Genomic DNA, 13,242 nt, shown 5'->3' on the forward strand with positions numbered 1-13,242 from the left:
CCCCCTATGCCTTTGCTACAGCTTGTACGGCGACCTGTAAATCAATGCTGCCCGTATACAATGCCTTACCCACAATAGCACCGCCTACACCCTCTTTCGCATAGGTGCTCAGCGTGATTAGATCGTCCATCTTGCTGACACCGCCGGAAGCGATCACGGTTCGTCGACTGCTTTTCGCAAGCGCTACGATCGCCTCCACATTCGGGCCTTGCATCATTCCGTCGCGGGAAATGTCTGTAAAAATGAACGTTTCAGCTCCCTTGGAGGCCAACTCAGCAGCCAATTCGTCCGCTCGAACCTCCGAGGTTTCAAGCCATCCGCGCGTGGCCACATAGCCATTCCGTGCATCCAGACCAATGGCGATCCGATCACCGTAGGTACCCAATACCGCTTCCGTAAAAGCACGGTCCTCAATCGCTGCCGTACCCAAGATCACACGGCTCACGCCCAGCGACAACAGTCGCTCTACATGTTCACGTGTACGCAAGCCGCCACCCACTTGTACAGGCACTTGCACCGCAGAAGCGATGCGCCCAATGAGCTCATCGTTCACCGGTTGACCTGCTTTAGCACCGTCCAAATCAACCAAATGAATGTAGGAGCCGCCCAAACGCTCCCATTCTTGGGCAACCTCCACCGGGTTTTCGTTGTATATCGTCTCCTGGTTATAATCTCCTTGTACCAGTCGTACACATTTGCCATCGCGAATATCAATCGCCGGGTATATCGTGAACAAAGTATGACCCCCTTGTGAGCTATTCAACATCTATATGCCTTTACATCAATCAACGACCAAAGTGGGCGTACCACCAACTGCATACTCACGAATCGTTACGCTCGCTTTTCCACTTCCGCTAGTTCCAAAAACTGACGAAGCAGTCGCATCCCCATTGCCCCGCTTTTCTCTGGGTGGAACTGCATGCCATATACATGGCCTCTGCCCACGATAGCTGTTACGGGCCCGCCATAATCGGTCACCGCCAGCAGGTCACTTTCGACCTCCGGCTTCGCATGATAGGAATGCACAAAATACACATGTCCTTCCTCCAAGCCCTGTAACAACGGGTGGTCCGGCTGAATCATACACAGACGATTCCAGCCCATATGCGGCACTTTAACCCCCAGATCAGGAGCAAATCGAACGACCTCGCCTGGTAAAATATTAAGCCCTTCGTGACTGCCGTATTCTTCACCACGAGTGAACAACAGTTGCATTCCTAGACAAACACCGAGCAGTGGTTGTCCAGCGCTGGCAACCTCCTGAATTACCCGATCCAATCCGCTGGAACGCAAATGCTCCATAGCGTCCCCGAATGCCCCTACACCCGGCAAAATCACACCGCTGGAGGAACGAATCACTTGGGCATCTCCCGTTACTACAGCCTCATAGCCAAGACGTTCAACCGCCTTGCTCACACTATGCAGATTGCCTCTGCCGTAATCCACAATAGCAATGGACATGGACTACAGCACTCCCTTCGTTGAAGGCACTCCCGTCACCCGCGGATCAATGGATGTCGCTTCATCCAGTGCACGTCCCAGCGCTTTGAACACCGCCTCAATCATATGGTGGGTATTTTGCCCGTAGTGAACGATGACGTGTAGCGTCATGCGAGCCTCCAACGCAAATTTCCACAAAAATTCATGCACCAGCTCCGTCGAAAAACTCCCTACCTGCTGTGACGGATACTCCGCACGATACTCAAAGTGAGGGCGGTTACTCAGATCAATGGCAACCTGCGCGAGCGCCTCATCCATCGGTACAAAGACGCTGGCGTAGCGCTTGATTCCTTTTTTATCACCCAACGCTTCCAGCAAGGTTTGCCCCAGACAAATACCAATATCCTCTACGGTATGATGATCGTCGATATCAACATCCCCTCTGGCCTGTACATTCAGGTCAAAGTGTCCGTGCTTGGTGAATAAATCCAGCATGTGATTCAGAAACGGGACATCCGTTTCAATCTCAGCCTGCCCTGTGCCGTCTACTGCAAAAGATAGCTGAATATCCGTTTCGTTCGTCTTTCGGCTGACGCTGCCTGTACGTTCTGTTACGTTATTTTCGTTCCCCATCGCCATCCACCGCCTTCCTTTCATTGTCCAATCGAACTTGTATCGCCCGTGCGTGTCCTTCCAGTCCTTCATGGCGGGCAAGCTGCATAATCGTCTCTCCATTGCGCAGCAGTGCTTCCTTGCTGTAATAGATCATACTCGACTTCTTGATAAAATCATCAATATCCACTGGCGAAGAAAACCGCGCCGTTCCATTCGTCGGGATAATGTGGTTAGGTCCGGCAAAATAATCGCCTACTGGCTCCGAGCTGTATGCTCCTAGGAAAATAGCTCCCGCGTTTTCAATCAGACCCACATGCTCCATCGGCTGCTCTGTCATAATTTCCAAATGTTCCGGCGCCAGTCGGTTTACAATATGGATGCCCTCTTCCAAAGTGTCGACGACAATGATAGCCCCATATGCCTCCACCGATGCAGCAGCAATATCTCTGCGCGGCAGCTCCGCCAATTGGCGCTGTACTTCACCTGATACATCTTCGGCCAAGCGTTGCGAAGGCGTAACCAGTATGGCTGAGGCCATTTCGTCATGTTCTGCTTGTGAAAGCAGGTCAGCTGCTACATAAGAGGCATTTGCTGTATCGTCAGCCAACACAACAATTTCACTTGGTCCCGCTATACTGTCGATATCCACCGCGCCATACACCTCGCGCTTCGCCAACGCTACATAAATGTTGCCTGGACCGCAAATTTTATCGACTGGCTCAATGCTATGTGTTCCGTAAGCGAGAGAGGCGATCGCCTGCGCTCCGCCAACCCTATATATTTCCGTTACACCAGCCTCTGCCGCAGCCACCAGTGTATATGGATCTATCCCTGCCTTGCCGCCCGTCGCCGGGGGGGTCACCATGACAATCTCCGGTACACCAGCCACCTGAGCGGGAATAACATTCATCAGCACCGAGGATGGATAGGCTGCTTTACCGCCCGGAACATACACGCCTACACGTTTCAACGGTCGGATAATTTGACCGAGCAAGCTACCATCTGGCTGTAAGTCCATCCACGAATTACGTTTTTGCTTCACGTGAAAAGCACGGATATTATCCGCTGCCTCTCGAATCGCCTGTAAAAAAGAAGGCTCTACCTTATCATATGCCACCTTCAATTCTTCCTCCGTCACACGAAGTTGCTCTGCTATCAGCGATACACCATCAAACGATTGCGTATACCGCAGGACAGCCTCATCCCCCTCTTGGCGTACCGACTGAATAATGGTACGCACAGCCTCATTTTGCTCAGGTGTGCCGTAATCCACCTCCCGTTGGAGACTGAAATCACGGGCTGATACGATCTTCATTTGTCCATTCCCCCTTACTTGCAGCTTGCAGAATGCCCCTTTAACCCTTCGCTTATTCCTTTAGTCCATTTACTCCCGGGGTGCCACCGCATTTGGAATCACCTGATGCAATCGATCACACAATGCCTGAATCGAGCTGTTTTTCATCCGGTAGCTGACCCGATTGGCAATCAGGCGACTGGTAATATCCAGTATGCTGATCTGCTCGACCAATCCATTCTCCCGCAAGGTCTGACCCGTTTCCACCATATCAACAATGCGGTCTGCCAGACCAATTAACGGCGCCAGCTCAATGGAGCCATTCAGCTTAATAACCTCCACCTGCTGGCCTTGCTCCCGAAAATACTGGGAAGCCACATTCGGATATTTTGTAGCGACCCGCTGACGAATACCTGGCTGCCAATCTGGTAAAGCAATCACCGACATCCGACAACGGGCTATCCCGAGATCCAGCAGTTCATACACATCCTTGTTTTCTTCCAGCAAAACATCCTTGCCCACAATGCCGATGTCCGCCGCCCCGTACTCCACATACGTAGGAACATCAACGGGCTTCGCCATAATAAATTCCATACCCAGCTCGGGCAGTGGGATGACCAGCTTGCGCGTCTCGTCCACATCCAGCGGAATGGGAACCCCTGCTCGGCGAAACAGCTCAGAAGCCTGCTTATAAATCCGTCCCTTTGGCATGGCTACCTTCAATGTTTCCGTCATGGCAATTCCCTCCTTTGTACTGGCTGTCTTCCTTCAGCTGTATAGCTGTATACCTCTGCGTACAGGCCCTGCTGCTCACGGCGTCGGTCTTCCGGGCCACCCGTGAGCCCTGTCACCACAGTAAGACCTGTTGCGCGTAGCTCTGCCGCTACGGATAACGCCTCTTGGCGTCCCTGTTCGTCATAGCGGATAAGTACAGGAAGCTTCGTCTCCATTTGGATACCATCCACACCATCGACGATCCGGTTTGTCTTCAATGCAAATCCCGTTGCAGGTACGGATCGACCAAACTGCTGAAGCAGATTGTCATAGCGACCTCCGTTGCATACGGGAAACCCAATCTCCGCCGCATAGCCCTCAAAAGTCATTCCTGTATAATATGAGAAATCCCCAATCATGGTAAGGTCGATTAACACATGCTCAGATACGCCGTAAGCCTCCAGCACTTCCCATACCTCACACAAATGTGCAATGGATTGAATCGTCTGCTGCTCCACACTAAGACGAGTAGCCTGTTCGCAAATTTCCTTTCCACCGCGCAGCCGCAGAATAGCCTCAAGTTTATCCCGATGTTCGGGAGCCAAGCCCAAAGCTTCAATCGCTGTTCGGTAGCCCACTACATCACGACTGAGCAATAGTTCCTTTAGCGCTTGTTGTTCAGCCTGGCGGCCTGGAATGATTTCCTCAAACAAACCGTTCAGGAATCCCACATGCCCCATCGCAATTTTAAAAGAGGTCACCCCTGCTGCCTGTAATGATGCAATTGCCAATGCTACAACTTCTGCATCAGCCTCAGGTGAATCATCACCCACCAGTTCCACACCCGTCTGAAAAAACTCCGCTTCTCTTCCTGCCTCTTCCTCAATCGCCCGAAATACATTTGCGTGATAGGAAAGTCGGAGAGGTACTTCCTCTTCCTTTAGCAACGAAGATACCACCCGTGCAATTGGAGCGGTCATATCCGATCGCAGCACCAACGTGGTCCCCCGGTTATTGAGTAATTTAAACAGCTTCCGATCGGAAGTAGAACTAGCCACTCCCACCGTATCGTAGTATTCCATCGTAGGCGTCATAATCTGGCGGTAACCCCAACGCTCCATGCATTCGAGTACATTCAGTTCAATGGCCCGCAGCTTCGACACTGCACGCGGAAGATAATCTCGAACCCCTACAGGGATCTCGAATCCTTTTGGCTTAGACATCTCTATCACCTCATGATTTCACAATATCTTTATCATGGTAAAGTGCTAACAAACTAAAGTATATTCGATATATTATCATGCTCTACTTGTGAACGTCAACCGAACGGCGCAGCCCTTTTTTACAGATTCGCCAAGCTGCTGCCCTCTCTATATTTTATCCAATGCAAAATACATGAATCCTATATGAAAAACATCTATCAACGTATTTTCACGGAGCAAGACCGCGCCTACGTTAATTTTTTTGTGCATATAGAGTTGTTCAGCTCCACTGAAAATTTAAAAACTCTATACTCTAAAAAAAGACTGCCAGCTTTAAGCTAACAGTCCAAATCAAAATATTTAGCTATTATTCACCTGTTCATCTTTACTCCGGGAAGGAAACTTCGGAACCGTGCCCAAACCGATCCATGCAAATGGAACATATCGAAAACACAACGTCACAATCAGCCATGAGCCAAACAGCGCCAACAACCATCCACCGGCAACGGAGAAGATATATTCTATCGGTGTTCCATGCAAATCTAACTTGCGATACACCCGCAGTAACGCCGGGTGAAGTAAATAAATACCGAAAGAACATGCCCCCAACCAACTGATTAACATTCGCAGCCTATCATTAGTATGACGATATAATAAAACCGAGCACTGAAACAACACTAATGCAGATACGAGGGCATGTGCATTACGGAGTAGTTCATAGATCAGTGAGTCTGCATAGATGCCTTTGCGATATGCTACAAACCATATTTGTACATAAGCTATACCCACGAGTAGCCAAGCCGCCCACAACCCCCACCAACTGATCAACTGACCACGTCTAATTACTGTACCTGACACTGGAAAAAGCCACTTTTTAAACCCTTCATATCCAATCGCTACAGCTGCGCCCAAGGCAAAATAACTGATATACGTAATCGCAAGACTTCCTCTTTCCTCTTGCCAAACGTATTTGTTCAGCAATACGAATCCCCATTGAATGGCTAACCCTACTGTCAGAATGATACAGGCTGCTCTCCGTGGACTCGATATCCAATGACATAAGCGCTGCACTCCCCACAACAACAGCGGGAAGACCAAATAAAATTGGATGATGATGATGACATAATACAAATGCGTGTATGCCTTTCCCGTTAACAGCACGAGTGGAAGATCACTGAGCGGCATCAACCCACGTGTTACCAAGGTCAAATAATACACAAGAGAAAACAAAACGTACGGTAACACAATAAACATCAGTCTTTTTCGGAAAAATAGAAGCATATTCTTACCACGAAGCGGCCTATCGACATAATTGTAAAATAAAACAAATCCGCTCACAAAAATAAATACGGGCACCGCAAAGCTACTAAACATATTTAAAAATAGAAAAGGATAAAACAATAGAGAATGACGCGCATCAATTAAAGCCATTGAAGTCGCATGAATGGTAACAACGGCTGCAATTAATATTCCCCGGTAAATATCAAGCTCTGGTATACGTTCTTTTTTGACCAAATCAACACGCTCCCCATATCGCCTTGCAAATATGTCTTTTATCAATTTTTAAACATAATCAACATGCATTACCCACTTATTATACAGAAAAACAACACAAGAAAGACCCCTTAATACATAAGGGGCCTTCCTTATTGTGCTATTTACTACTCATCCACACCAGAGCGTCTTAAATCACGCAACGGATTGCCACCCACAAATGCACCTGCGGGCACGTCTTTATGCACGACCGCTCCAGCCGCTACGATAGCTCCGTCACCAATGGTGACACCCGGCAGAATGGTTGTGTTGGCGCCGATCAGCACATGATCACCAATCACCACTTTACCGATACGATACTCCTCAATGAGGTATTCATGAGCCAGTATCGTCGTGTTATATCCAATGACCGAATTGTTCCCTATCGTAATATGCTCCGGAAAAAAAACATCCACCATCACCATCAGGCCGAAGGCCGCATGTTGCCCCACCTTCATTCCCAGCATTCTGCGGTAAATGACGTTTTTCAGAGAAAGCACAGGACAATACCGGGCAATCTGTATAAAAATAAAGTTCTTAATGCCTTTCCAGCGGCTCACCGTCCGATAAATCTGCCACAACGCATTGGGACCTTCTACAGGATAGCGGTTCACCTTTCTCACGATACGTTGACACCTTGAAGCTCCAGCTTCAGCAAATCCCGCATATCATACAACATGTAGTCAGGCCCATATCCGCGCAGAGTTTCCTCGCCCTTGAGCGACCAAGCTACACCAGCCGATTTCACACCTGCTGCCTGAGCTGACAAAATATCAAAAGAACTGTCTCCGACCATCAATGTATGCTCTGCATCAGCATTCAAGCCTGCTAAGGCCTTAAGGACTGGCTCAGCGTGTGGCTTAGGATGCTCTACATCGTCCACCGTCACAATATAATCCATAGAGGAAGTCAGATTGAACAGATTAAGTACACGTATCGTGGATGGTCGTATTTTAGTGGTCACAACCCCTAGCTTAATTCCTCTCGCACGCAACTCCTGAATAACCTCAATGACATATGGAAATGGCTTCACCATTTGATCATGATGAATCTGATTATAAGCACGGTAGTCCTTAACTAGCCCAGATACATCCGTTAATCCCGAAAAAGTACGGAGTTGATCGTCCAGCGTTCCACCCATATGAGGAATAATATGCTCCCGCGTCAGCGGATCAGCATCCGGATGATTCAAAATGTGTAGAAATGTGCTAATAATCAACTCATTCGTATCCATGATGGTGCCGTCTAAATCAAACAAAATCGTATTTATCATAGATGCTCCTTCTTGTCCTCGTCCGTGTCTTCCTTAGGTAGCTTATCCGCCGTAGCTGTTGGAGGAACCGCATCTTGTCCTGGACGGGATACCTGTTCTGGCGTCACGTCAGGTACCTGATCAATCCCCGCTTTGCTAGAGATAATCGGATCGCTATACCGAGCAACAGATGTGCCCTTCCGGCGACGAACCAAAATGAAGATCACGGCAGCTACCACAATGAAAATAGGCAGCAATTGTGATATCCGTACGTTACCGTAACTTGGGTCCAGATGCCCTGGTTCAAACCCTAACCATACCATAGGAGACCACAGGGCATTTACAAAGGAAGCGAGCCAATCCGGTCCCTGAAAAGCCAAACTGTCCGTCCGTACACGCTCGATGAAAAAACGACCAATCGAGTACCAAATGAAGTAAAACGCAAACATTTCGCCTGCACGTACAAATTTCATACGACGAATGACGAGCAGCAAAATCACACCTACAATACTCCACAGTGATTCATATAAAAATGTAGGGTGATGAAACACCCCGTTAACGTTCATCTGATTCACAATGAAGTCCGGCAGATGCAGTTGATTTCGCAAAAAAGTCTCTTCCGTCGGTCCACCGTAGGCTTCCTGATTGACAAAATTACCCCAGCGTCCAATCGCTTGACCGATCAGTAGGCCTGGTGCACAAATATCAGCGATACGCCAGAAGTTATACCCTTTATACCGGAAATAAATGACCGCACATATAATGGCCCCGATCAAGGCACCGTATATCGCAATACCGCCATTCCAAATTTTAAAAACATCCCATAGATTATTATCTCGGTAGTCTTCCCATTTGAAGGCTACATAATAAATACGCGCTCCAATAATAGCTGATGGAACACCCAGAAGCAGCATATCCATAAAAAAGTCCTGCGGAATACCGAATCTTTTTCCTTCACGGATGGCGAGATATAAACCCACAAGCGCCGCCAGCCCCAAAATAAGCCCATACCAGTGGACCTTGATTGCCCCGATTGAAAAAGCGATCGGATTCAGCAGTAATGTTGCCGTTGACATATGTTTCTCTCACTCCTCGTTCTTCCTTGCAAACGAACAAACCAAACTTAATCCATCTCTTCCATATCTTCAGAAATCGTAGCAGTCAGCTTGTTTGTAAATTGCAGGGCTGCATTAACGCCCATTTGTTTCAAACGATAGTTCATCGCCGCCACCTCGATAATAACAGCCAAGTTTCGGCCCGGACGAACTGGGATCGTAACCAGTGGAACATCTGTATCAATAATGCGTGTCGTTTCCTCATCAAGACCAAGACGGTCATACTGCTTGTCCTGCTGCCATGCCTCCAGACGGACAACCAATGTAATCCGTTTGTTGTTACGAACTGCACCAGCACCAAACAGCGTCATCACATTAATAATGCCCACGCCACGAATTTCCAACAGGTGACGGATCAGCTCAGGTGCTGTACCATGCAGCTGAAAATCGGACGTTTGCCGAATTTCTACCGCATCATCTGCTACCAAGCGATGTCCACGCTTAACCAGCTCCAGCGCCGTTTCACTTTTACCAATTCCACTACTTCCTGTGATAAGCATTCCCACGCCATACACGTCACATAGTACACCATGAATAGTCGCCGTAGGAGCCAGCTTTCTTTCGAGAAAGCCTGTGATGCGGCTTGATAAAATCGTCGTCGCCATATTAGTGCGCAGTACAGGAATATCTCGCTCTGCGCTCGCCTCCACTAACTCAGCCGGTACCTCCAGACCACGTGTGATGATGATACATGGAGTCAGCTCTGTACACAGACGCTCCATCCGATCCCGTCGCTCCTCAGGAGGAAGCATCCCCAGAAAAGCCAACTCAGACCTTCCCAGAAGCTGTACCCGCTCCTGTGTATGATATTCAAAATACCCGGCCATCTCCAGACCTGGGCGATTCAAATCATCCACTGTGATCAGTCTTCGCAGACCTTTTTCACCAGAAATAACTTCCATTTGAAACTGCTGTACAAGCTCGGATACCTTTACCTGTTTAGCCATTGTATTCTCCCCTTCATCTGCAACACCGGATTCTATACGTCATTTGATTTATGTAGCTTTACCCTATTAACCAACAGCCCAACGCCAGTCTATGCTGCACTGCATCAATCCACACTCCACTTGATTTAACACTATGGTTCCAGGCTAACTCTATTCCGACAGCTGGGTTGATCCCATCTAGGACTCCTGCCAACGAACCTTGCCTGCATGTAGACCTGTACCATTGTACCCATCGTATCGGAATTTTCCAATGAATGCAATGCCGAAGCTAGTAGCCGTATACGATATACAAAAAGAGTCGCAGTTCTCCGCTTGGGGAAAACTACGACTCTCTTCCAGAGGCAAATTTTATTCGCCAACCAGAATACTCAATTCCGATTCCTTATCAAAAATATGAACCTTGTTCATATCAACAGCCAACTTTGCTTTGACACCATCACGAGTATTGGAACGTCCGTCTACACGGGCAATAATCGTATCATTTCCGGCACCGCTCAGGTACAACAGCATTTCATGACCGAGATTTTCCGTTACATCCACAGTGGATGTAAAGATCGTATTCGGAGAAGCCTCCAAGAATACAGGCTCTTCATGAATATCCTCAGGACGGATACCCAAGATCACATCTTTGCCGATATAGCCCTTCGCTTTTAAAATCTGTCCTTTACCTTCTGGTACGAACAGATCCAGACCTGGCGCAGTAAAATGCAATGCACCTGCTTTTTCAACCAGCTGACCTGTGATAAAGTTCATCGTAGGAGAGCCGATAAAACCAGCAACGAACAGATTCACTGGACGGTTGTACAGTTCATCTGGGGATGCAGCTTGTTGGATAATACCATCCTTCATAACTACAATCCGATCACCCATCGTCATGGCTTCAATCTGGTCATGTGTTACATAGATACAAGTGGTTTCAAGGCGTTTAACCAGTTTAGTGATTTCAGCACGCATTTGACCACGAAGTTTAGCATCCAAGTTGGAGAGCGGCTCATCCATCAGGAAGACTTGAGGATCGCGGACGATCGCACGGCCCAGAGCGACACGTTGGCGTTGACCACCGGACAGCGCCTTAGGTTTACGTTCCAACAAGTGCTCGATATCGAGGATTTTGGCAGCTTCGCGTACTTTCTTGTCGATTTCTTCTTTCTTAACTTTGCGCAGTTTCAGACCAAACGCCATGTTCTGGTACACGCTCATGTGCGGATACAGGGCGTAGGATTGGAATACCATCGCTATATCGCGGTCCTTTGGAGCCACGTCATTCACAACGCGATCCCCAATGTACAATTTACCATCTGAAATTTCCTCCAGACCAGCAATCATACGAAGTGTAGTAGACTTCCCGCAACCGGAGGGACCAACCAATACGAGGAATTCTTTATCTCGAATGTCCAAATTGACATCAACAACCGTAGCTTTATCTGCACCCGGATATTTTTTGAAAATATGCTCTAAACGTACACCAGCCATAGCATTTGCCTCCCTAAGATCAAGTTATGAAATCGAATACATTTCTTACTTGTATCTTACCCTAGTCCTTGTAGCGTGGCTATTCGCAAACTGCACAAAGATGCTATTTCCTTTTTGTCACTTTGTACAATAGCAGATAGAGCTTGACCAAAACTGCATCATTAAACGTCCGCACGTCCAATCCGGTCTCCTGTTTGATCTTGTCCAAACGGTAAATCAATGTATTTCGATGCACATAGAGACGCTTAGCTGTCTCACTCACATTACAATCCAATTGAAAAAAGATATCTAATGTAGCCATCGTTTCTGAGTCTTCCAGTATGACAGATGATTTCATTACCTGTTCTAAAAATAGTACGCGTTGTTCCTTGGGAATGCGGTTTAACAGCCTTTCTAAATGAAGCTCCCATGAAAAGTGGATGTGCTCTGTTACATGAAAAATCTTGCCCAGATGTATCGTCTCCCATAACAAATTCAGCTCTTGGGGAAGACTTTGCAAAGGGATCGAAGGCTTAGAAACCGCCAAATGGAATACACCCACCCACTCATTCGCAATAAGCTCATATAGGCCCAAGCTAAAAGCTGTAAGAACCTCCTCCAGCGATTCCGTAAAATCTGCATCCCTGGATTCAGTGTCTTTATCCCGTTCATCGTCCGCTCCTAATAAAAGCTCCTTTTTAGCCATAATCAGCCAAGACTGTTCGTCCAATGGAGTAAGCAGCACTTCCCCCCCAAAATAGCTCGCGAACAATCGATGGAGCTGCGTATAAGTAATAGCCCCCTCCTGTGTTCCCTCGCCATTCAGTAAAATCGGGACCATGCACGCTGATAGCGAATCACGAAGCTGCAATTCATCAGGAACCTCTTCTTCCCTGTTTAGATTGGCAGCCTGCTGTATGAGCCATTGTCCAAAACGATTCATCCGCTCTTCCTCGCTATAAACTGGGTTATCCGACAATTGTGGACCGTTCTGCCAGACCTGCTCCATGTTCCCCAATAGCGCTTCTACCAGTTTCCGTTCTCGATCCGTCAAATATCTGGCCTCTACCACAAAGGCAGCCAGTTCACCTGCCGACGCACGAAACGGAAAATATAGCTTGTTGTCATGGACAAACGATCTATCCGGTATAACTGAATCGGCTGTCTCTCCCTCTGCCATCATTTCCGGGTACCAAGGCACTATGGTAAAAGGCGCTTGAATAATATTCTGAAGCTGTTGCTGAATCCATTCTGTATTCAGAGTCACGCGATCACCACTTCACTTTTTTTAGAATATAGAATAAGCACTAAGCGAACATAATGAACTCATTATAACCTGTCGATACCGTAAAATAAAAAAGCTATATAAAAACATAACTTAAAACAACACAAAAAAAGCCATCAACTATAGGTTGATGACTTCTGATGAGCCATGAAGGACTCGAACCTTCGACACCCTGATTAAAAGTCAGGTGCTCTACCAACTGAGCTAATGGCTCGTAAAACTGGTGGAGGATGATGGATTCGAACCACCGAACCCGTAAGGGAGCAGATTTACAGTCTGATGCGTTTGGCCACTTCGCTAATCCTCCATATAAAGGTGGCTCGGGACGGAATCGAACCGCCGACACGAGGATTTTCAGTCCTCTGCTCTACCGACTGAGCTACCGAGCCATAT

General features: G+C 47.7%; 13 protein-coding genes and 3 tRNA genes. All 16 read right to left on the minus strand.

The annotated features are described in order from the left end of the window. Window positions 1-4 precede the first annotated feature (4 nt). Entirely contained in the window at window positions 5-736 is a 732-nt protein-coding gene (hisA, locus tag ACUYLD_RS20670) for a 1-(5-phosphoribosyl)-5-[(5-phosphoribosylamino)methylideneamino]imidazole-4-carboxamide isomerase (protein WP_165179530.1), read from the minus strand. A gap of 95 nt (window positions 737-831) precedes the next feature. Then, on the minus strand, window positions 832-1,461 hold the full coding sequence (gene hisH / locus ACUYLD_RS20675; protein WP_069290799.1) for an imidazole glycerol phosphate synthase subunit HisH: 630 nt from the start codon (window positions 1,459-1,461) through the stop codon (window positions 832-834). Between the two features lie 3 nt (window positions 1,462-1,464). After that, window positions 1,465-2,073: an imidazoleglycerol-phosphate dehydratase HisB gene (gene hisB / locus ACUYLD_RS20680; RefSeq protein ID WP_446675893.1), complete on the minus strand. Its 609-nt coding sequence runs from the start codon at window positions 2,071-2,073 to the stop codon at window positions 1,465-1,467. Continuing rightward, window positions 2,057-3,370 carry a histidinol dehydrogenase gene (gene hisD, locus ACUYLD_RS20685; protein WP_446675884.1) on the minus strand — a complete coding sequence of 438 codons (1,314 nt, stop codon included), beginning with the start codon at window positions 3,368-3,370 and terminating at the stop codon, window positions 2,057-2,059. The genes hisB and hisD overlap by 17 nt, the downstream gene beginning before the upstream one ends. 69 nt (window positions 3,371-3,439) lie before the next feature. Further along, window positions 3,440-4,084: an ATP phosphoribosyltransferase gene (hisG, locus tag ACUYLD_RS20690; RefSeq protein ID WP_061830205.1), complete on the minus strand. Its 645-nt coding sequence runs from the start codon at window positions 4,082-4,084 to the stop codon at window positions 3,440-3,442. After that, complete coding sequence (locus tag ACUYLD_RS20695; protein WP_446675885.1) at window positions 4,081-5,286, minus strand: ATP phosphoribosyltransferase regulatory subunit; 1,206 nt, start codon at window positions 5,284-5,286, stop codon at window positions 4,081-4,083. Before ACUYLD_RS20695 ends, hisG begins: the two co-directional genes overlap by 4 nt. Window positions 5,287-5,625: 339 nt before the next feature. Then, on the minus strand, window positions 5,626-6,780 hold the full coding sequence (locus tag ACUYLD_RS20700) for an acyltransferase (protein ID WP_446675886.1): 1,155 nt from the start codon (window positions 6,778-6,780) through the stop codon (window positions 5,626-5,628). A gap of 146 nt (window positions 6,781-6,926) precedes the next feature. Next, complete coding sequence (locus ACUYLD_RS20705) at window positions 6,927-7,421, minus strand: acyltransferase (RefSeq protein WP_134902363.1); 495 nt, start codon at window positions 7,419-7,421, stop codon at window positions 6,927-6,929. Next, a complete protein-coding gene (ppaX, locus tag ACUYLD_RS20710; protein WP_446675887.1) occupies window positions 7,418-8,071 on the minus strand; it encodes a pyrophosphatase PpaX in 654 nt (217 codons plus the stop codon). Before ppaX ends, ACUYLD_RS20705 begins: the two co-directional genes overlap by 4 nt. Beyond that, complete coding sequence (lgt, locus tag ACUYLD_RS20715) at window positions 8,068-9,126, minus strand: prolipoprotein diacylglyceryl transferase (RefSeq protein ID WP_446675888.1); 1,059 nt, start codon at window positions 9,124-9,126, stop codon at window positions 8,068-8,070. Before lgt ends, ppaX begins: the two co-directional genes overlap by 4 nt. Before the next feature lie 47 nt (window positions 9,127-9,173). Beyond that, window positions 9,174-10,112 (minus strand): HPr(Ser) kinase/phosphatase, encoded by a 939-nt coding sequence (gene hprK, locus ACUYLD_RS20720; protein ID WP_013308232.1) that lies wholly within the window; start codon window positions 10,110-10,112, stop codon window positions 9,174-9,176. A gap of 348 nt (window positions 10,113-10,460) precedes the next feature. Next, window positions 10,461-11,585 (minus strand): ABC transporter ATP-binding protein, encoded by a 1,125-nt coding sequence (locus tag ACUYLD_RS20725; RefSeq protein WP_250267154.1) that lies wholly within the window; start codon window positions 11,583-11,585, stop codon window positions 10,461-10,463. A 103-nt stretch (window positions 11,586-11,688) separates the two neighbouring features. Next, the gene (locus tag ACUYLD_RS20730; protein WP_254351804.1) at window positions 11,689-12,831 is read right to left on the minus strand and encodes a PucR family transcriptional regulator; all 1,143 of its coding nucleotides are present in this window, start codon (window positions 12,829-12,831) and stop codon (window positions 11,689-11,691) included. Between the two features lie 159 nt (window positions 12,832-12,990). Further along, window positions 12,991-13,063, minus strand: a tRNA-Lys gene (locus ACUYLD_RS20735). 7 nt (window positions 13,064-13,070) lie between these two features. Continuing rightward, a tRNA-Tyr gene (locus ACUYLD_RS20740) sits at window positions 13,071-13,156 on the minus strand. A gap of 9 nt (window positions 13,157-13,165) precedes the next feature. Next, window positions 13,166-13,238 (minus strand) — tRNA-Phe (locus ACUYLD_RS20745). Between the last annotated feature and the right edge of the window lie 4 nt (window positions 13,239-13,242).

It is taken from the genome of Paenibacillus sp. SER-28, assembly GCF_052906305.1.